We start from the raw sequence: 20,834 nt of genomic DNA on the forward strand, positions 1-20,834 counted from the left end.
TTATAAGAGCAGACAGCAATGAATTCTTTATTCAGAAAGCTATAGGGTGGGCCTTAAGGGAATATGGGAAAACGAACCCCCAAGATGTAAAGGAGTTTGTAGCAACAAATCAATTAAAACCGCTTAGTAAACGAGAGGCCTTGAAAAGACTTCGGTGAGATAAGCAAGAAGGGGGACAGTGGTGTTAATTTACCACCGGTTCCGAATTATTTACAACACCTAAGGCCCCATTTACAACCCCTCAATTCAAATTTACAACTGCTCTCAGGAAGTTTACTGCCGAAGCTGAGCAATTTACGTCTTAAAACAAGAGTAGATCTGTCTGAGGTATATGTTTGTATTTGCTATAATTCTAAGCCTCCAATTGGGAGAATTTAAAATTAGTAAACTATTTTCTATAATAGGTAAATTTTTTTAAAAATAGTATAATAAATAATGACATCATTATAAAGGAGGAGAGTCTCTGTCTCTACGAAACATGCTACTCTGTTTTTAGGTTAAGAGGAATCAATTTGAGAACTATTATTTTTTTGCCTTATAAATAGCAATTATTTATCTAAATGATATGTGCACTACATATTTTAAAAGATAGTAAAACTTACGAAGAAATGAGTGCTCCAATGAATATAGAAAAAGTTAAATTAATGTATGACAAAATAAACGTGGATAATAATCTTATAGCAATAGTGGCGTGTGTGTTTTGGGCAATTGTTTTAGTGGCTATATTAGTTGAATTTGTAAAAACGAAAAAGACAGGTGCAGCTATTGTAGGGAATTCAATTTCAATAGTAATTGTAATGGCGATTTTGATAACTCTAACAATGAATATTGTACAATCCAGAGATGCCATTACAGAGCCAGAGTGGAAAGTGAATTATTTAAAACCATATTTACAAACTAAATCAGTTACTAACATAGAATTAGAACATATTGAACAAGTTTTAAATAAGCCTAATGATTTAACGAATAGTGTTTTTGTTGAAGAAAAGAATGTCAAAAATTATTTTAAATTAACTTTTAAAAATAAAAAAAGTATTTATATATCAGCCAAAGTAAAAATGAGTAAGACAAATCAAAGCTATATGACCTTTAAAAAAATAAGTGCTGATATATCTCAGAAATATAATCAAAACACATACTTTGATCCGGTAATTTATGTTCAGAAGGGTTATATACCAGTTCATGAATAGGGGATATGATTGGGAATGGATTTAGCCCATAAGAAAAGAGCAGCATTAGCTGCTCTTTTTTATTGCTATCATACGTCTAATAAAGGCTATAACAAAAAATAAAGCGATGAAAAATAACAGAGTAAAAGTTATATCAAAATAATTAATGTGCATTTAACATTCTCTCTTTTCCATACTATTTTTCTGAGCGAAGCGTTAAGATAAATCAAAACAAATGCGGTTATAATAAACTCTGAGAATCGTACTCTTAGTTCGTTGTTTTGTATATTTACTGTACACTAAAAATTTACAGTTTACAACTTAAAAGGATATATTATCTACTGTTATGAACGGATGAAAATTGTTCTGTTTACACAATGTGATGTAAGGTAATAAAGAGTTACAATAAGAAGTAATATAAAGATGAAGGGAGTACGCAGATGAAAACTTTTTTGAGATCCATCTATTCGGTTATTTTATTTGGAGCAGGGGTCCTGCATTTCATCCATGAACCCGGTTTCCGCAGAATCGTTCCGAAAATCCTCCCATTCCGTCGAGCTATTGTATTAGTGACAGGCGTGTTTGAGATTATCTTTTCTGTATTGCTTTGGGTGAAAAAAGGTCAAGCCATTACAAGTAAATTGTTAGCGTTCTTTATGGTGGCCGTTTTTCCGGCAAATGTGTATATGACAATAAAGAAAATATCATTCAAGCCAGGTCAAAAAGCAAATCCTTTAATCTTATGGCTTCGGCTGCCACTACAAATCCCTTTGATTATGGGAGCTCTAAAGCTTGGAAAAAGAGAAAATTAAAGTTGAGAAGAACACATTCTGTCGAAGCGTATGTGGTATTGTAGGCTTCAAATAAAACAAAAAAACCGTATTCAAGAGTTCACCTCTGAATACGATTTTTTTATGGAAAATTAGTTAAGGCTAACTAATCAATCGTATATTACATTTTTTCCTTCTTCACTTAATTTTTTTAAAGATGTGATCATATGATTTATTTCTTCATCAGAATGCCTTTCCCATGAACCTAATTCAGCTACAATTTTCAAAGGAGATTTGGACCTATAAGAACGTGTAGGGTTTCCCGGGAATCTTTTGTCAGTTAAGTTCGGATCATTCTCAAAATCACCTAATGGTTCTACAATATAGATTCTCTCTTTTGAATTAGTTCTGGCTAATTCAGCACCCCATTTAGCTGCGTTTAATGTGGCAGTAAAATAGATATAGTTAGATTTTTTATCCTGATAATTGGATAAGTATAATGGTTCAAGCAGTTCTCCAATTTTCAGATTTGCTTTCGTACCGTGAAAGAAAGGCCCTGGATCTAAGGTATTCGTTTGGTTATTCATATAGCCACTCTCCTTATTTGTAGACTTTCGTATTACAGTATAAGGCAGGATCAGAGCGAAAAAACAGTCTATAAATAATATTTAGGTTGGGTTATAATGTAAGTAGAGGCAAGGGGTTAATGGTATTATTTTTAACCAAGCTGATTATTTCAATTTAGAATTATATAACAAACTTAGACAGAAACCTTAATCTTCTTGAAGAGTAAGATTTTTTTATAGTGTAGAGGAGTTATTTTCTTTTCTATTCTTTCAATTATTAATACGTATGTGGTAAGAAACCAGTCTTTTAATAGGCTGGTTTTTTTATTAGACAAACCATTCATTTGAAGGAGAACCCTTCTTACTTGGAGAAGAAACTACTACTGGATATAAATAAAAAAAGGTCCTATAAAAGCAGATAATGACAGGTTTTATGGCCATGAAATTAGTATCCTTAATTCAAGGAGGTGCGATATGGAGTGGATTGATTCTTTACAGAGGGCAATAAACTTTATAGAAGAACATTTGTTAGAGGAAATGACAATCGACGATATAGCAAAGGAGGCACAAGCATCCGTTTTTCACTTTCAACGAACATTCAATATTTTGACTGATAGTACCGTTGGAGAGTATATAAGACGAAGACGGTTAACCTTAGCTGCGCAGGAACTCTCTAATACGAAAAATAAAGTTATTGATATTGCCTTTAAATATGGTTATGAAACTCCTGAATCGTTTACCAAAGCATTTCGAAGGCAGCACGGGATAACACCTAGAGAAGCGCGGTTTAATAAAGGGATGCTTAATTCTTATAACCGCCTGGTCATTCAGGTGAGTCTGAAAGGGGCAGAGCCGATGAAGTATAAAATTGTTGAAAGAGAAAGTTTTCAGGTAGTAGGGATAAAAAGAGAGTTTTCAACTGTGAATGATGAGAACCTAAAAGGGATACCTAAATTGTGGGATCAAGTGAATAAAGACGGTACGGACGATCTTTTATTTAGCTTGAACAATGGAAAAATAGAGGGAGTTCTTGGTGTATGTGCTGCTACAAAAGAAAGCAAAAGTGATTTATTTGATTATTGGATAGCTACAGAATATGCTGGTACAACACCTGAAGGGTTGGAAACACTTGATATTCCCGCTTCAAGATGGGCAGTTTTTGAAGTTCACGGACCCATGCCAGATGCTATGCAACGAGTGTGGAAGCAGATTTTTCAAGAGTGGTTTCCCTCAAATTCATATGAACACGCGGGTACCCCAGAATTAGAAGTATATTCAGATGAGGACCCTTCGAGTGAGGATTTATATTCAGAGATATGGATTCCTTTGAAGCAAAAGGTGAATTAAAAACAAACTATTTAGATTAAAAACCAGCCTTAATAGGCTGGTTTTTTAGGTGTTTAAAGGATTTACGGCTTGCTCACAATGATGGTGGCTAAAGAAAAGGAGCAATCCTATCATCACAGTAGGTTGCTCCTTATAAATTATATAGTTTGCATTTGTCATAGAAGCTGGTTTTGCTAATTTGCAGCAACTTGGCGGCTTCTTGTTTGTTGCCTTTTGCTACAGCCAGTGCGCGTCGAATTGCCGACTTTTCGGCATGAGCGACTGTATCTTTTAAGGGGCTTAAAGGAATAGTAGTCTGACCTTCAAATTGAGTGTCCTTTGTATCCTCTGCTACATCCTGTAAATATAAAGGCAGGTGAAACAGCTCAATGGTTTTCCCGTCGAGTACATTGATGGCACGTTCTAAAACGTTCTCCAGCTCACGAATATTGCCAGGCCACATATGGCTTTGAAGCCTTTGGATGACTTCCGGTGAAAGAGATAGCTCCTCACGGTAAAATTTCTTCGCTAGCTTTTCTAATAAATGCAGACTAATTATCGGAATATCAGCTTTCCGTTTGTGTAGAGGGGGAATGTCGATCTTAATGACATTTAATCGGTAATATAAATCTTGTCGAAACTTTCCCTCTTGCACCATTTTTTCTAAATTCCGATGTGTGGCGGCGATGACACGGACATCGATTGGGATGGATTGCTGGCTGCCGATGGGCTGTACTTCTTTTTCTTGCAGAACTCTTAGTAGCTTGCTTTGCATAGAAAGGGGCATGTCACCGATTTCATCCAGAAAAATTGTCCCTAGGTTTGCGTTTTGAAATTGTCCTTTTTTGCCGCCTTTTTTAGCTCCGGTAAAGGCGCCTTCCTCATAGCCGAATAGCTCAGATTCCAATAAATGATCGGGAATAGAGGCGCAATTAATGGGGACGAAAGGAAATGATGCACGAGGGCTGCCCGAGTGAATGGCATGCGCAAATAATTCCTTTCCTGTGCCCGATTCACCTAACAGCAAAACAGACGATTGGCTTCCAGCTACTCTTTCCGCCAGTTTTTTTGCAGCTATGAAGTCTGTGCTACTCCCGATTAAATCAACAAAGGTGTATTTGCTTTTCAATTCTTTTTCAAACCGAGTTTTATAATAGGCGAGCTCATCGACCAGTGACTGAATCTTTCGCTGATATTTCTGCCATTCCTCTGGATTGCTGAACATCACTGTGCCTAGGGCTCCAACCAGTTCGCCATCTATAATTAGAGGGAAACGGTTCGCGATCATTTCGCTGCCATTAATCGATTGGACAGCAGCCAGTTCTGCACGGCCGGTCTCTGCCACGATATGCATACGAGTATTTTCAATTACATCTTCAATATGCCTGCCAATGGCCCAATCAACAGTGGTCCCGATAAAATCGCAATAAGCCGTATTAATATAGAGAATGATTCCTTGGCGATTAACTAAAACAATTCGCTCTGCTGCTAGATTGATAATCTTTTCAAGCCAGTTAAAGGGAATATTTTGAAATCCGTTCATCATGTGCCTCCCTTTTTAATATCTAATAACTCTATTATAGCAAAAGAATATTAAAATATTTAAAATTTAAAAAACTTCATACAGTGCTATAAAGTAATAAACCGCATGAAAGGGAGTATCTTCATGCGGTAATAGGCTCTCTTATTGAACAGTATAGCCACCGTCAAGAACCACTGCTTGCCCGGTAACACCCTTTGCTTTATCGCTGGCTAAGAAGACAGCGTAATCCGCTATTTCTTCTACAGTGAGCAGTCTTTTTTGAGGAATGAATGGGAAGAGTACGTCTTCCATCACTTTATCAAGTTCGACACCGCGAGTTGCCGCTAGGTCTGAAAGTTGATTACGTACTAATGGCGTATCTACATAGCCCGGACATAGAGCATTTACAGTAATACCTTGCTCTGCTCCTTCTAATGCAGCTACTTTGGTTAATCCGATGACACCGTGCTTTGCACTATTGTAGGCAGCTTTTCCGGCAAAACCGATCAGTCCGTTGATGGAAGCCATATTAATGACTCTGCCAAAGCCTTGTTGTTTCATAATAGGAAATACATGCTTGATTCCCACAAACGGCGCTGTAAGCATGACATCGATCATTTGCTTGAATTTAGCTGTTGGAAAGTCTTCGATATTTGATACATGCTGCAGGCCGGCGTTATTAATTAAGATATCTATCCGTCCAAAGGCTTGATAGGTTTTTTTAATGCTTTTTGCAAATGCCTCTTCATCACTTACATCACATGGAGCGGCAATCGCCTCAAAGCCTTGTTCTTTCAACTCATTGACTACTGTGATTGTCGCTTCTTCCTTCAAATCCGAAATCGCTACTTTTGCACCTTCCTTGGCAAAAACTTTCGCAATTTCAAGGCCGATGCCGCTTGCTGCTCCCGTAATCAAAGCTGTTTTTCCTTCTAATAACATTCCCATGTTCGTTCCCTCCGTTTTTCTGTAGTTGTTATTATTGATGTATAAGCAGTTGTGGGCTCACGGTAAAAGAAGCTTCCGTTTTTTCTTGTACTTCTTCTAAGGTGGCGCCATCCACCAGTTCTATTAATACCATTCCACTTGAAGTGAATTCAAAAACAGCCAAATCCGTAATTAAACAATGCACAACATTCTTACCTGTTAAAGGAAGGGTACATATTTGTTTTACTTTTGATTCGCCATGCTTATTGACGTGCTCCATAACCACGACTACTTTTTTTGCACCGTTCACAAGATCCATCGCGCCGCCCATTCCTTTTACCATCTTCCCTGGAATCATCCAGTTGGCAAGATCGCCAGTTTCCGAAACCTCCATACCGCCAAGGATAGCCAAATCAATATGGCCACCGCGAATCATGGCAAATGATTCTGCGCTATCAAAAAAGGCAGCACCGGGCACAGCTGTTACAGTTTCCTTTCCTGCATTAATTAAATCTGGATCTACCTCAGCGGGGGTAGGGTAAGGACCGATCCCTAGTAGCCCGTTTTCAGATTGAAGCAACACGTTGATGGAAGGGGGAATTTCATTAGCAAGCAGAGTAGGTATGCCAATGCCTAAATTCACATTCATACCATCTTTTATTTCTAATACAGCACGTTGAATAATTTTTTGTCTTACGTCCATGAAAAATCTCCTTTCTCCACTTGTACTGTCTTACGTTCAATCCGTTTTTCATATCCGTTGCCTTGTAAGAGCCTTTGTACAAAAATGCTAGGTGTATGAATCTGATCCGGTTGGAGTTCACCTGGTTCTACAATTTCTTCGACTTCAGCTATCGTTACCTTTCCGGCCATAGCAGCCAGAGGATTGAAATTGCGTGCTGTTTTTCGGTATACCAAATTCCCGAGAGTGTCTGCTTTCCATGCTTTTACAAGAGCAAAATCAGCTGTAATGCCTCTTTCAAGGATATACATCTTTCCGTCAAATTCTTTGTGTTCTTTACCTTCAGCAATTTTCGTGCCAACACCTGTTGCTGTATAGAAGCCAGGTATTCCAGCGCCACCCGCTCGGATACGTTCTGCTAATGTACCCTGAGGAACAAGTTCTACCTCTAGCTCACCACTTAAAAATTGCTGTTCAAAGATCTTGTTTTCCCCAACATAAGAGGAAATCATTTTCTTGATTTGTTTATTTGCTAACAATAGGCCAAGTCCCCAATCATCCACGCCACAATTATTACTGATAATGGTTAAGTCTTTTACACCTTTATCTCGAAGCGCGAGGATTGACTTTTCTGGAATGCCGGATAAGCCGAAGCCCCCTACAATAATGGTTGCACCATCTTGTATCTCTTGAATGGCTGATTCAAAGCTTTCATTGATTTTACTCATTTTAGAAGTCTCCCTTTCAAATGAAGGTTACTAGCATAATAGAAACTAGTAACCTTTCAAAAGATTTATACAATGCCTGTTAAAGAATAAAGCGCAATGATGAAGAAAACGGCAATTGTTTTAATGATTGTTACAGCAAATATATCTTTGTAAGCTTGGCGATGCGTTAAACCTGTAACGGCAAGGAGAGTAATGACTGCACCATTGTGAGGCAGTGTATCCATGCCGCCAGATGCCATAGCGACAACGCGATGCATCACTTCAGGCGGAATATTGGCCGCTTCAATCATCTGATTATATTTATCTGCCATGGCACTTAAAGCAATCCCCATGCCGCCAGATGCTGAGCCAGTGATACCGGCAAGTGTGGAGGTTGTTACCGCACCATTTACGAGCGGATTCGTGAAGGTATGAGAAATCCCACCACTAATAGCTGAGAATCCTGGAAGAGCAGCTATAATTCCACCAAATCCGTACTCTGCACCAGTATTCATGGTCGCGAGTAAAGAACCGCTGATACTTGCATTTAAGCCTTCTTTAAAGTTTACTTTTACTCGATTCCAGTCATATAGAATGGTGGCAAAGATCCCAACAACAAGTGCCATCTCTACAGCCCAGATAGCCGCAACTGCTGAAGTATCAACTACACCAAATGAATCTAGCCCGATTTTTGAAAAGTCGAATCCGTTTGGATACCATTTCGGAATATAAGTGACGAAAACTTTATTCATTACGCCGACAAGGATCAGAGGTACAAAGGCAAAGATTTGACGGAGTACAGATTGATTTGCCGTAAATTTGATAGCAGGCTCTTCCTTCATCGTTTCAAGAGTAGCAGCCGTTTCTGTTTCGAAGCCATAATAGCCTTCTCCAGCTTTGGCTGCTTTTTTCCTGCGGGATTCTAAATAAAGCAATCCAAAAATTAATACAAATAGTCCGCCAAGAATTCCTAACGTAGGTGCAGCATAAATATCCGTTTTAAAGAAAGAAATCGGAATAACGTTTTGGATTTGCGGGGTACCAGGAATGGCATCCATCGTGAAAGAAAATGCGCCCAATGCGATGGTCCCCGGAATAAGGCGTTTCGGAATATTTGCTTCTCTAAACAGCTGTGCTGCAAATGGATAAACAGCAAAAACAACTACAAATAAGCTAACGCCGCTATATGTTAAAATAGCTCCTAATAAAACGATGGTAAGAATCGCTCTTTTGGCACCGATTAATTTAACAATCGTTTTGGCAATGGATTCTGCAAGGCCAGACATTTCCACAACCTTGCCGAAAATAGCTCCAAGTAAGAAGACAGGAAAATAAGATTTTATAAAACCGACCATTTTCTCCATGAAAACGCCAGAGAAGAAAGGTAATACATAGCTAGGCTCTGTTAATAAAACAGCAAAAAGTGCACAAATAGGCGCGAATAAAATGACTGAAAATCCACGGTAAGCAACAAACATTAATAAACCAAGCGCCAACAGTATGACAATTAAATCCATGAAAATCCCCCTTATTATTATTTGTAAGAAAGCGTTTGCAGAAAAATACATCCTCCTTTTTTGAAAAATCCCCTTCAGCTTAATTTAATTGCAAGAATCATGCCAAAAACATCTGTTTAAGCAAATCCCTTAATTACTAAGAATTCTACGGTGTAATTTGCAAATTAATTTTAAATTTCCGGATTATCGGATTTTTCATTTTAGAAGCGTTCCGTAAAAGTGGAATTTTCCGATATTACGGAATGATAACTGCTATTAGAAATAATGAAATTATTTCCAATGCAATACTTCAGACGGTTTAGCTTTTTTAGAAAGTGCTATAATAATGACGAAAAGTTAAATCATTTCTAAGGGAGGAATCGAAAATGGCAGATCGTTTTAAAGGAAAAACAGTTATTGTAACTGGTGGAGCAAGTGGTATCGGGGAAGCTACGGTAGTAGAGTTCGCGAAAGAAGGAGCGAATGTCGTGATTTCTGACATGTCTGATAAAGGACAAGCGCTTTCGGATCAATTAAATCAAGATGGATACCAAACCATGTTTATGAAAACAAACGTAACGGAAGAGGAAGAAGTACAACGTTTAGTTGAAGAGACTGTGAGTAAATATGGAAGCTTAGATGTCCTTTTTGCCAATGCAGGAATTGGTGCAGCAACGCTTGTTCATGAAATGAACTATGCTGATTGGAAGAAGGTAATCGATGTCAACCTTAATGGGGTTTTCCTTTGCAATAAATACGCCCTTGCGCAAATGTTAAAACAAGAAACAGGCGGCGCCATTGTTAATAATGATTCCATCCATGGATTTGTAGGGAAGCCAGGAGTCAGTGCATATGCAGCTTCAAAAGGCGGCGTAAAATTGCTTACACAAACGGCAACCTCTGAATATGCAGCAAAAGGCATTCGAATTAATAATGTAAACCCAGGTTATATCGATACTCCATTGCTTGCTGGCATGCCAGAAGAAGCAAAACAAGAATTGATTGAACTCCATCCAATCGGCCGTTTGGGCAGACCGGAAGAAGTAGCAAAAGCTGTTCTCTTCTTAGCAAGTGATGATGCATCCTTTATCTCAGGAGCAAGTTTGCTGGTTGATGGTGGATATACTGCAGTTTAATAATTTAAAGATAGCTTAAATCCCTTTTCTACTGGAGAAGGGATTTTTTCTGCCGTTGTGGGTGGAATAACTTACAACCTATGTGCGATGATTTACAACCGCTGTTAGTACATTTACCACCGTTGCGGGACCATTTACCACCGCTCGCTGAAAATTTACCGTCGAAACTATACAATTTAGGTCTTAAGATACCCCGGTGTTCGCGCCTACAGTCAAGTTGGAGAACAAGTTTCCATGCCGGGGCCAAAAGCTGAAGGTGGAATAACTTACAACCTATGTGCGATGATTTACAACCGCGGAGAACTCGTTTACCACCGTCGCGGGGCCATTTACAACCGCTCTACAAATGTTTATCGCTGAAACCTTACATAAGTCTTAAATGCATGTCGTTCATAAATAAAATATCCACAAAAATTGGTGAGCTTTTCACATTTTTCATACAATGTTTTGTTTTAAAAAGTAAGAAGCGGGTAATCAAAGGTATTTAGTTCAGCTGAATGATATATTTTTTTTCGGGAAGAGTAAAGAATGCAGAATCACGATTCAGTATACTAGTGTATTGAAGGTATATTGTATATAATACATTTTATACTTAAAAATGATAATATCTATATTTGCTTAGAATTAGGTAGAATTATGGATTAATAAAAGCAGGAAATCTGGTTTTGCATCAAATAAGTATAGTTTGTTTGAGAGGGGAATAATCATGTCAGAAAATTATAAAGGTCTTGTAGAACGACAACGGGCTTTTTTCCGTACAGGAAAAACAAAGGATGTCGAGTTTCGTGTAGAGACATTAAATAAACTTGTAGACGCAATGAAGAAGTATGAAAATGAAATACTTGCAGCTTTGCGTAAGGACTTGAACAAGTCAGAAAAAGAGGGTTATCGCACTGAAATTGGATTCGTTTTACACGAAATCAAATATATCTTAGATAATGTGCATACGTGGGCTAAGCCGAAAGAAGCACAAACGCCAGAGGTTTTTGGTAATGCTTCGAGTATGCTTTACCCAGAGCCTTATGGTTTGGCTTTAATTATTGCGCCTTGGAACTATCCATTCCAATTAGCGGTTGCGCCATTAATCGGTGCGATTTGCGCCGGCAACTGTGCTGTGCTGAAACCATCAGAATTTACGCCTGCTACTTCAGGAGTGCTTGCAAAAATGGTGCAAGAAAATTTTCCAGAAGAATACATTGCGGTTGTAGAAGGTGAAGCAGAAACAAGTACAGCTCTATTAAAAGAAAAATTCGATTATATCTTCTTTACCGGAAGTACGGGTGTTGGGAAGATTATCATGTCAGCAGCTGCAAAACATTTAACACCTGTCACACTGGAATTAGGCGGAAAGAGCCCTTGTATTGTCCATGAGGATGCAGATCTCGATACTGCAGCTCAGCGCATTACTAAAGGGAAATTCTCTAATGCCGGTCAAACCTGCGTAGCACCAGACTACTTGCTAATTCACAAGAGTGTGAAAGATGAATTCCTTGAGAAGATGAAAGGACAAATTAAGGAGATGTTTGGAGAAGATGTATCCAAAAATCCAGACTTCACACACATTATTAATGATCGACATTTCAACCGCCTGTCCGCTTTCCTAGACAATGGGACACGAGTAGTAGGAGGCGATACAGAGGAAGACCGCCTATTTATCGCGCCTACTGTATTAGACGGCATCAAGTGGGAAGATCCAGTCATGCAAGATGAAATTTTTGGACCGATTCTTCCAGTCATCGAGTACGATGATTTAACAGAAGTAATCCACAAAATTGTAGAAAGACCAAAACCGCTTGCACTGTACCTATTCACAGAAGACGAAGAAGTAGAAAACACTGTTCTAGGAAATATCTCATTTGGTGGTGGCTGTATCAATGACACCATCTCCCATTTAGCTACACCTTACCTGCCATTCGGGGGCGTAGGTGAGAGTGGTATGGGATCTTATCATGGACAAGGTAGCTTTGATACCTTTACACACTATAAATCCATTTTGAAGCTAAATCGAGCTAAATAATGGTTTTAAGAGCACTAACCTTTGGGTTGGTGCTTTTTTCATTTTTTATAAATACTTGTCCTCTTTTTCGAAGTTTAGTCTATGTAGTGAATGAAAGGGAGGTGAGCAACATGGCAACGAAAACATTTGAAAAAGGTACACTTCGCATTAAATTCTCTACTGGCGTGAATACGCAAGGACAAATGATCGAAAAAACAAAAGCATTTCAAAATGTAGCGCGAGATGCACAATTAGAAAACTTGGCAGCTGTAGGTACAGCACTTGCAAGTCTTTACGCGCACGAATGGATCGGCACAGGGATTCTAATGCAAGAAAGCATTCAACAATAATATGAAAAGGAGGAGAACCAATGTCAAAAGTATTACAGCTTCAATTCCAAACCTCGAAGGGCATAGGCTATTCAATGAGTATTGATGCGCCAAAAGAGGGGCTATCATCCAAAGAGGTGTATGATGTGATGAACACCATCATTGAAAAAGGCGTGTTTGAGATAAAAGGGGAACGCTTAGCGGAAATAGATAGTGCCCGTTATGTTGAGCGGACTGTAACTGAATTAGAAGCATAAATAGCAGAGCTGTTCCATCTATCAAATATAGATGGAACAGCTTTTTTGAATATAAGAATATCTATTTTAGAAATTTTAGAAATGTGTATACAATTGATATTTCCCTTTGATATAATTTTATTATAGAAAGTATTTCCGTATTACGGAAACATTTGTATTTTTGTAAGCGTTCACAAAGGGGGAAATAATTTTGGACAAGTTTATGAATCTTATTGGAGGTATTACTGATTTTATATGGGGACTTCCGATGATGCTTTTGCTATTAGGTGGGGGGCTGTATCTTACTTTTAAATTAGGTTTCTTTCAGTTTCGTTATATGCCTCATATTATCAGTCAAACCTTCGGGAAAATTCTTAGCAAATCTGATGCATCTGAGGGAACATTAACACCATTTCAAGCGGCTACATCTGCGTTAGCTTCAACTGTAGGTGCGGCAAATATTATTGGTGTGCCTGTAGCGATTGCATTCGGGGGACCAGGGGCAATATTTTGGATGTGGGTTGTCTCATTAATAGGAATGGCTGCTAAATATTCTGAAGTTGTGCTAGGAGTAAAATATCGGGAGAAAAATGAAGAAGGGGAATGGGTTGGGGGACCCATGTATTATATTGAGAAAGGTTTGGGATGGAAGCCGGTAGCCTCATTCTTTGCTTTTGCTTTAATGCTCGAAATTGTAGCAAGCACAATGGTGCAATCCAATTCACTTTCCACAACCATTTCTGGTGCGTTTCATATTTCGCCTATCATTACGGGCTTATTAGTTATGGTGTTAATTGGCATTATTGTTTTTGGTGGGATTTCAAGAATCGGTAAAATTACAGAGAAGTTTGTTCCTTTTATGGTGGGCATTTATATAATTGGATCTTTAATTGTAGTCTTTGCCAATGTATCTGCTATACCTTCAATATTCGCTTTAATTTTTGAACATGCTTTCACACCGATAGCTGCTGCAGGTGGATTTGGTGGAGCTGGTATTGCAGCTGCCATTCGATGGGGACTTGCAAGGGGAACCTACTCAAATGAAGCCGGAATGGGAACAGCACCTATTGCACATGCAACCGCTAAAACTGATCACCCTGCAAAACAAGGGTTCTGGGGTGTTTTTGAAGTAATCGTTGATACCATCATCATTTGTACAATGACGGCTATCGTTGTTCTTTGTACAGGGCAATGGGAGAAAGTTCCTTCTGAACAGGCTTCGAGCATGGTGACGATGGCGTGGGGACAAGTTTTCGGTGACCAGTTAGCTGGCATTATCATGAGCATTGCACTCTTTTGTTTTGTGTTATCGACTGTGGTGGTTATCATCTATTACGGAGAGAAACAAGCGGAATATTTATTTGGTACATTCTTTTCAAAAGTAATGCGTTTTGTATATGTTGGAGCCATATTTGTCGGTGCAATTGGCGGATTAAAGTTTGTCTGGCAATTCCTCGATATTCTTTTAGCTCTTGTTATTTTGCCGAACATTATCGCCCTGTTATTCTTAGGCGGTGAGGTGAAGGAGATTACAAAAGATTACTTTACACGTATCTATAAAAAGAAAAACTACATGGAGGAAGTCCAGCTTTCTCAGCCAGAACAGTCATTAGAAAAGGCGGAATAGTCGTTAAAGTCTGTCGATTGTTGTTTTCCTATTCAGGGGAATAGTATAATAGATTCAATAACTATTTTTTAAGAATAGGAGAATACCATGATTCAATCGATTGACCGTGCCATGTCAATTATTCATATTTTAAGATCAGATCCACATCGAAATGAATGGTCCATTTCTGAGCTATCAAAACGCACAGAGTTGCCAATCAGTACAATGCATCGTTTATTAAACTCCTTAATTGATCATGGTCTTGTTATACAAAATCCTAACACAAAGCATTATAAAATAGGCCTTCTTTGGATGGAAATTGGTTTACAAGTGCTTGAAAGTATTGATTATAGAAATGTAGCTCGTCCGATTATGGAAGACCTAGCACTGGACGTAAAAGAAAGTATTTACTTAAACATTCAAGATGGGAATTTCGGGATGACAATTGAAATAGTGGACAGTCCCTTAAAGGTTCGAATCGCTGAAACTTTGGGTATTCGCAGTCCATTGAATGTCGGTGCACCCAACAAGGCCATCTTGTCCTTTTTGAAGGAAGAAGAAAGAGCAGATATTATAAAAAAGCTAGGTTTGACAGATGAAGAAACCATTCAATTAAAGGAAACGATAGAAGAAGTACGCCGGAATAGGTATGCGATGAGTAATTCGGAGCGTACGGAAGGCACTATATCTATTGCAGCGCCCATTTTTGGATACGGCAATAAGGTTTTAGCTGCAGTAAGCATTAATGGTCCTGATTTTCGAATAACAGAGGAGAGTCTTCCACAGCTAGTAGAAAAAGTAAAAGTGGCTGCGGAGCAAATCTCAAATCGAATAGGAAGATTTTATTGATGGGAATCCCTTGAGTTAATCAAGGGATTTTTTAGTGAAAAAAATAATGACAAACTAATTTGAATATTATATATTATGAATATAAATAAAATAGAAAGCGTTTCCATAATGCAGAAAACATTGGAGGGATGGGTATGTATCAACAATTAAAAGAAATGACTTTGCCTCAACAAGTTGAATTTTTGACAAGACAGCTTGTCGGGATAGACAGCGTGAACGGAACAGCTGGAGAGGGAGCTATCGCAGATTCACTCAAGAAGATCCTTCAAAGTTTTCCTTACTTTATTCAAAACCCTAATCAAGTTTGGGAGAAAAAAGTCCCGAACGATCCTTACCGTAAAAATATTTTTGCCTTGGTAAAAGGGAAGGGAAGCTCTACAAATACAATTATTTTCCATTCGCATATTGATACAGTGGGCATTGAGGATTTTGGACATTTGAAACAGGATGCCTTTAACCCTGACCAAATCGAACAGTTTTTCAAAACATACGAACTGGATAAAGATGTCCAAATGGATGCAAATTCTGGCGATTGGATGTTTGGAAGAGGATCTGTCGATATGAAGAGTGGAGCTGCTGTCCATTTAGCCAATGTTCTTTATTTTTCTGAACATGCTGAAGAACTGGACGGGAACATTCTTCTTATGTTCAATCCTGATGAGGAATCCCAGCATAAAGGAATCATCTCAGCTATTCCAGAGTTGAAGCGTTTAAAAGAAGAGCATGGGCTGGAATTTATCTCAGCTATTAATGATGATTTCATCACGCCTCTCTATGAAAATGATCCGCACCGCTATATTTATACGGGTGCTGCTGGTAAAATTCTTCCGAGTTTTTATATTTACGGACGCGAGGCACATGTAGGAGATACGCTATCAGGTGTGGACCCCAACTTTGTAGCAGCAGAACTGACACGCCGAATCCATAATAATCTGGAGCTGGCTGAAAATATTGAAGGGGAAATGACACTTCCCCCAACGTGTTTACAACAAAGAGATACAAAGAAGTTTTATTCAGTACAGACTGCAACAAGCAGTTACCTATATTTTAACTACTTCTTATTTGAGCTTTCTGCAAAAGAAGTGATGGATAAGTTGATTGCGATTGCTACAGATGCATGTGTAGACGTAGAAGCTCATTTATCTAAGCAATACGAAGAATTCCTGAAACGAACTGGATTGCCTGGTAAAAAGCTGTCGTGGCATTTAGAAGTGACGAGCTTAGCTGACTTTATGAAGGAATTAGTGGCACAAGGCATTCCTGCTTATGAAGTGGCCAAAAAAGTGCAGCGAGAAAACAAAGAGATGGAAGCAAGGGAGCTTTGCTTTAAAATTGTTGAGGAATTGCAGAACTGGGATCCGTATAAAAAACCAAGAGTCATCATTTTCTTTGCACCTCCTTATTTGCCGCACAACTATTTGAACCAATCCAATGAACGGGATGCAGAGATTCTAAAATCGGTAAAAGAAACGTTAGTAGAAATGGAACAGGTGACGGGCGAAACATTTGCCTTAAAAAAATTCTTCCCGTATTTAGCAGATGGCAGTTTCCTATCCTTGCATGAAAGTGATGAGGAGCTTAGCTCATTAATCAATAATTTCCCTGAATGGGATTCTATTTATCCTGTGCCAGTTAACGAGATTCGCGGATTAAATATACCGTCTATTAACGTTGGGGTATACGGAAAAGATGGCCATAAATGGACAGAGCGAGTGTATAAACCATATACATTCCATGTTTTACCGATAGTGATTCGCACTATGGCAATGAATTTATTAAAAAAAAAATTATCAGCGCCTGATTTGTCAGAAAGACAGTATGAGGAACCAATTGGAATCTAATAATCGGAATATTTTCAGGTGAGACGAAGAGATTATCTAATCTTTTCGTCTTAATCATTGATTGGGGAAAACCAAATGGAACATTTTATAGCTCATGAAAATGTAACTTTTAAAGGGTTTCAAGTTAACTCATCTAATACTTTTACAAGAAAGCAAAGCTTAAAAGTCATGTTGCAAATTTCAATAAACCGCAAAGCCTTTGGAGTGAAGAATAGCGAAACAGATGAAGAAGTGAGAGATTATGAAAGAGAAATTATTCTCAATGAAAAGAAATCTCAAATGAATTCAACAAGTATATGGGCTTTTGGAAAATTGCAAAAGAACGTCAAGATGACAAACAACATGAGTATAAACGACAAGTATACTACTTTATAAATCTGTATTGGGGTGCAGTAAATTTCAGTTTGCTAAAATATAAAAACCCCTCAATTGGGGGTTTTTGATTTATTTAAATTAGAGCAACTTACACTATTGAATTGACTCTCTCAATCCGATTTGATTATAATTACTTCTTTTTATAATTTAACACCTTGTATCTAGTAGTTTGCTTTTTTGTATCAAGTGTATTGATTAAAATAATGCCATAGTTTTTAGCAATATAGACACGATAATACTTGTCATATTTAATACGAATAACATGTTTATAAGTTTTACTACCAATCTTCTTTGTCGAATCAACAGCCTCAACTTTATAATAGGTCATCATGTTCTTTATTGTGTATTTTTTTCCTTGTTTCATTGGAAATTTGATTCCTGGAATGATGGAACTGTCCATATTATTTGCTTCACCAAAACTTAAAAAATTATCCCCATAATAATAGGAAACTCCAACTTCTTTAATATTTCCATAATTTCCATTTACGCATGATCGAGTTGCATATTCGGTTTTTTTACATGATACAGTCACTTTTTCTTTGTATGCATATTTTAAATAAATGTCATAATTATATTTTGTGCTTGGAAGATAGCTTGCGCCATTTTGTATTGTTTTTGTTTTAGCAAGACTATCCATAGAAGGCAAGAAGAATAATGTTAAAATAGCCAGCATACTTATTATGATTTTTCTCATTTTCACTTTCCTTTCTGTTTGGTATAATTGTACCATTTATATAGTAAAATAGAAATGCTGTGTTTTAAATATAGACCCGCAATAACACCTATAAAACCTAATTAAGGTTGAATAATGTGGTTATATTAAGATTTTAAAGAGCAACCTCATCTAGCAATTTTACTACTCTAAGGTCAAATACTATTACCCTATGTTTTAATTCAATCTCTACGCATTCGTAATATGATGTGTCGTAGAAGTTATGCAGTAAAAGTAAAGTATTTAATTGCAAAACATATTAAAACAAAGCTAACTGTTCGAATTCAGGTTTTTTAAACAAGATTTTATTCGTAGTTTTGATACCACTACGTTCCATAGCTAATTTAACAAGGTCAGTATTTAACTCTGGATAATAAGGTTTTCCGGATACGATCGGTATTGTGGTGGCTCTAGGAAATGATAAGAATGTGATTAAAGGAGCTTAAATAAATAAAGTGCAGGCTCCGCATTAGGAGTCTGCACTTTATTTTTTGCTATAAAAGCCCGCTTCTCGTTTTACAAAACATAAAAAATTAAGAAAGTGAAGAATCTCGATAACTTGGTAAGATTTCACGATTTTCCGCTAATATTTTTCTGTTTTGGGCTATGGTTTCTTCTATAGAAATTAAAATTTCATTTTCGTCAGTTTTTTGAGACTTTTGTTCTTCATTTGGATTAAGATCTGATGACTTATACATTTCGTTATCCATTGTTTCTACTCCCCAACGCAAGCTTAATTTTTTTAATTATTATAAACCATTTTTAATGAATTTGAATGTTAAATTTAGTTAACTAATATTACAGTTTTAAGAAGCAAGAGGACAAAATGGAATAGGATTTTTAAAGTATGTTATACAATCAGAAAATTAAAAGAGAATAAGCAAAATATAGGCATATCATACGACTGTAGTCTCTAGATTGGTGAAGATGGAAGCGAAAAATCATTTCCTAGTAATTTGCGATTACCGAACATAGTTATTAAATACATTTACAAGAATCAAAGATGTTTTAACCCTAAATTTACCTCTCAAATCCTTCAAACTACTAAATTTTTTAGCAACCAAATAACCATTCGTGGCATAAAACACCCAATTCATGTAAAGTGACTGTATTTACGCCGATATAACGAATGAGATAAGGAATGTGTTAGGGGGCTTCGAGATGAAAATACAGGTAGAACATAAAGTGAATTTTATTCACGCGAATGTAACCGTGATGAAAAATCAGGAGATGCAACAACAAAAGCAAGAGCAACCAAAAGACTCTATTTCAATTGGTGTACAGGCTCGTCAATTGTTTGGTAGCCATAACAAAAAAAGCTCCCTTATTGAGAGCTTAATGAAACAACGTGAAAATATTCTAGAGCAGAAAAACAAGCTAACTGAACGAGCACTTGATAAAGGAAATGATCTATCTAGTTTGAAAGAACAAATGAAAGCCTTAGAAAAGCAAATCTCTGATATTGATGCACAGATTGCTCAAGAGCAAAAAGGGAAGCTGGAAAATAAAACTCCAGAGTCCAAAGAGTCAGCACCCAAAACTACAGAGGAGTCTATTTTTTCTAAAGCAGACTCATTAGAGCAAACTAAAACACTGTCACGAATGGGACGTACGCTTTCTCGTGAAAAGGTTTCACTAGAAAGTGAAATGAAGATTGATGCAAAACGCGGTGTACATAGTGAATATAAATCTAATCGACTAGAAAAATTGAAGGAACAAATGACCAATGTACAAGGATCTCTTGCAGAGAGTGTTAAACAAACTACTGCTACAACCGAAAATGTTACCAATAACGAAACTGAAAATGAGGATGAATTAAACGTACAGGAGCAGATCAGTCTAAATGCTGCTGATTAGGTTAGAGCTTAATAAAGGTAATCACTGTCTTGTCTATTTGATAGATAAGGCAGTTTTTTTATGCATTTAACTAATCAGAATGAAAAAAACCAATCGTTTGAACGGAATTCAAACGATTGGGTAACAATCATCAAATCTTCATTTAGGATGAGGTAATTCTTATTTTAGTTGATCATTCAACACACTATCTTCTAAAACAGAAAATTTATCTCCGTATACTTTTGTTAAATGGCTTTCTCCCCATAAACATAGTGAATTGAGGATGCCCTCTAAGCTTTGGCCATATTCACTGAGTTCGTATTCTACCTTTGGTGGCACCTGGTTGTAGACGATTCGGTTGATTACGCCATCCTCTTCTAGTTCACGAAGCTGTTGGGTAAGCATCTTTTGTGTGATGTTTGGCATGAGCCGCTTTAATTCGCTTGTGCGTTTTTTGCCGTGAGTCAGATGGCAAAGAATCACACATTTCCACTTACCGCCAATGACTTCTAATGTGGCTTCCACAGATATATTATATTTCTTCTTTTGCATCTTTTATTTATCCTCCTTATAGGTACTAAAAGGTTCCTATGATACTTTTATGTTTCTATAGAACTTTAAAGTGCGTACTTTTCTTTGTGATTGATATATACCATAATAACATTTGCCAGCCAATTGATACTATACTTTCTTTCGTAAATCTTATCCGAAAAGAAAGTTTCTATTTATATAAAAAATGAAGGAGGAGATATT

At 37.3% G+C, this 20,834-nt stretch carries 22 protein-coding genes and 1 pseudogene; 14 read left to right on the plus strand and 9 right to left on the minus strand.

The features are described from left to right. Positions 1-8: 8 nt before the first annotated feature. From AC6CHJ_RS01440 to AC6CHJ_RS01450, 3 genes and pseudogenes are all read left to right on the plus strand, one after another. Positions 9-158, plus strand: a pseudogene (locus tag AC6CHJ_RS01440) (DNA alkylation repair protein); the annotation flags it as partial. Between the two features lie 462 nt (positions 159-620). Next, a complete protein-coding gene (locus AC6CHJ_RS01445) occupies positions 621-1,190 on the plus strand; it encodes a hypothetical protein (RefSeq protein ID WP_498287064.1) in 570 nt (189 codons plus the stop codon). Between the two features lie 419 nt (positions 1,191-1,609). Beyond that, a complete protein-coding gene (locus tag AC6CHJ_RS01450) occupies positions 1,610-1,981 on the plus strand; it encodes a DoxX family protein (RefSeq protein WP_498287065.1) in 372 nt (123 codons plus the stop codon). 128 nt (positions 1,982-2,109) lie between these two features. Here the strand turns inward: AC6CHJ_RS01450 and arr are convergent, their stop codons facing one another. Further along, positions 2,110-2,526, minus strand: a complete 417-nt coding sequence (gene arr, locus AC6CHJ_RS01455; RefSeq protein ID WP_147195274.1) for an NAD(+)--rifampin ADP-ribosyltransferase — start codon at positions 2,524-2,526, stop codon at positions 2,110-2,112. A gap of 453 nt (positions 2,527-2,979) precedes the next feature. Between arr and AC6CHJ_RS01460 the strand changes: the two genes are divergently transcribed. Next, the gene (locus tag AC6CHJ_RS01460; protein WP_498287066.1) at positions 2,980-3,852 is read left to right on the plus strand and encodes an effector binding domain-containing protein; all 873 of its coding nucleotides are present in this window, start codon (positions 2,980-2,982) and stop codon (positions 3,850-3,852) included. 130 nt (positions 3,853-3,982) lie between these two features. Here the strand turns inward: AC6CHJ_RS01460 and AC6CHJ_RS01465 are convergent, their stop codons facing one another. The 5 genes from AC6CHJ_RS01465 to AC6CHJ_RS01485 form a co-directional block, all read right to left on the minus strand. Continuing rightward, positions 3,983-5,374: a sigma-54 interaction domain-containing protein gene (locus AC6CHJ_RS01465; RefSeq protein WP_392995280.1), complete on the minus strand. Its 1,392-nt coding sequence runs from the start codon at positions 5,372-5,374 to the stop codon at positions 3,983-3,985. Between the two features lie 141 nt (positions 5,375-5,515). Next, positions 5,516-6,301: a 3-hydroxybutyrate dehydrogenase gene (locus AC6CHJ_RS01470; RefSeq protein ID WP_498287067.1), complete on the minus strand. Its 786-nt coding sequence runs from the start codon at positions 6,299-6,301 to the stop codon at positions 5,516-5,518. Positions 6,302-6,332: 31 nt separating this feature from the next. Beyond that, complete coding sequence (locus tag AC6CHJ_RS01475) at positions 6,333-6,983, minus strand: 3-oxoacid CoA-transferase subunit B (protein ID WP_147195264.1); 651 nt, start codon at positions 6,981-6,983, stop codon at positions 6,333-6,335. Next, positions 6,974-7,690 carry a CoA transferase subunit A gene (locus AC6CHJ_RS01480; protein WP_147195262.1) on the minus strand — a complete coding sequence of 239 codons (717 nt, stop codon included), beginning with the start codon at positions 7,688-7,690 and terminating at the stop codon, positions 6,974-6,976. The genes AC6CHJ_RS01475 and AC6CHJ_RS01480 overlap by 10 nt, the downstream gene beginning before the upstream one ends. 65 nt (positions 7,691-7,755) lie before the next feature. After that, positions 7,756-9,186 (minus strand): GntP family permease, encoded by a 1,431-nt coding sequence (locus tag AC6CHJ_RS01485; RefSeq protein ID WP_498287068.1) that lies wholly within the window; start codon positions 9,184-9,186, stop codon positions 7,756-7,758. A gap of 365 nt (positions 9,187-9,551) precedes the next feature. Here AC6CHJ_RS01485 and AC6CHJ_RS01490 point away from each other — a divergent pair, with 365 nt between their 5' ends. The 9 genes from AC6CHJ_RS01490 to AC6CHJ_RS01530 all read left to right on the plus strand — a co-directional run bounded on the left by AC6CHJ_RS01490 (position 9,552) and on the right by AC6CHJ_RS01530 (position 17,533). Further along, positions 9,552-10,301 carry an SDR family NAD(P)-dependent oxidoreductase gene (locus tag AC6CHJ_RS01490; RefSeq protein ID WP_498287069.1) on the plus strand — a complete coding sequence of 250 codons (750 nt, stop codon included), beginning with the start codon at positions 9,552-9,554 and terminating at the stop codon, positions 10,299-10,301. Positions 10,302-10,535: 234 nt separating this feature from the next. Next, a complete protein-coding gene (locus tag AC6CHJ_RS01495) occupies positions 10,536-10,661 on the plus strand; it encodes a hypothetical protein (protein WP_498287070.1) in 126 nt (41 codons plus the stop codon). A 346-nt stretch (positions 10,662-11,007) separates the two neighbouring features. Next, on the plus strand, positions 11,008-12,318 hold the full coding sequence (locus AC6CHJ_RS01500) for an aldehyde dehydrogenase (RefSeq protein WP_498287071.1): 1,311 nt from the start codon (positions 11,008-11,010) through the stop codon (positions 12,316-12,318). A gap of 110 nt (positions 12,319-12,428) precedes the next feature. Then, entirely contained in the window at positions 12,429-12,647 is a 219-nt protein-coding gene (locus tag AC6CHJ_RS01505; RefSeq protein ID WP_392995270.1) for a DUF1659 domain-containing protein, read from the plus strand. A gap of 20 nt (positions 12,648-12,667) precedes the next feature. Further along, positions 12,668-12,883, plus strand: a complete 216-nt coding sequence (locus tag AC6CHJ_RS01510; RefSeq protein ID WP_392995268.1) for a DUF2922 domain-containing protein — start codon at positions 12,668-12,670, stop codon at positions 12,881-12,883. A 190-nt stretch (positions 12,884-13,073) separates the two neighbouring features. Continuing rightward, complete coding sequence (locus AC6CHJ_RS01515; RefSeq protein ID WP_066784067.1) at positions 13,074-14,489, plus strand: alanine/glycine:cation symporter family protein; 1,416 nt, start codon at positions 13,074-13,076, stop codon at positions 14,487-14,489. 87 nt (positions 14,490-14,576) lie between these two features. Then, positions 14,577-15,317, plus strand: coding sequence for an IclR family transcriptional regulator (locus tag AC6CHJ_RS01520; protein ID WP_498287072.1), 741 nt, complete (start codon positions 14,577-14,579; stop codon positions 15,315-15,317). 134 nt (positions 15,318-15,451) lie between these two features. After that, a complete protein-coding gene (locus tag AC6CHJ_RS01525) occupies positions 15,452-17,158 on the plus strand; it encodes a M20/M25/M40 family metallo-hydrolase (RefSeq protein ID WP_498287073.1) in 1,707 nt (568 codons plus the stop codon). 75 nt (positions 17,159-17,233) lie between these two features. Beyond that, on the plus strand, positions 17,234-17,533 hold the full coding sequence (locus tag AC6CHJ_RS01530; protein ID WP_498287074.1) for a hypothetical protein: 300 nt from the start codon (positions 17,234-17,236) through the stop codon (positions 17,531-17,533). A gap of 130 nt (positions 17,534-17,663) precedes the next feature. Here the strand turns inward: AC6CHJ_RS01530 and AC6CHJ_RS01535 are convergent, their stop codons facing one another. Next, positions 17,664-18,227 (minus strand): hypothetical protein, encoded by a 564-nt coding sequence (locus AC6CHJ_RS01535; protein WP_498287075.1) that lies wholly within the window; start codon positions 18,225-18,227, stop codon positions 17,664-17,666. 551 nt (positions 18,228-18,778) lie between these two features. Beyond that, a complete protein-coding gene (locus AC6CHJ_RS01540) occupies positions 18,779-18,955 on the minus strand; it encodes a hypothetical protein (protein WP_184117525.1) in 177 nt (58 codons plus the stop codon). Positions 18,956-19,406: 451 nt separating this feature from the next. Between AC6CHJ_RS01540 and AC6CHJ_RS01545 the strand changes: the two genes are divergently transcribed. Further along, the gene (locus AC6CHJ_RS01545) at positions 19,407-20,102 is read left to right on the plus strand and encodes a hypothetical protein (protein WP_498287076.1); all 696 of its coding nucleotides are present in this window, start codon (positions 19,407-19,409) and stop codon (positions 20,100-20,102) included. A gap of 159 nt (positions 20,103-20,261) precedes the next feature. Here AC6CHJ_RS01545 and AC6CHJ_RS01550 read toward each other — a convergent pair whose 3' ends face one another. Continuing rightward, on the minus strand, positions 20,262-20,633 hold the full coding sequence (locus AC6CHJ_RS01550; protein WP_147195695.1) for a winged helix-turn-helix transcriptional regulator: 372 nt from the start codon (positions 20,631-20,633) through the stop codon (positions 20,262-20,264). Positions 20,634-20,834 lie beyond the last annotated feature (201 nt).

The sequence above is a fragment of the Rummeliibacillus sp. GQ308 genome (assembly GCF_059759115.1).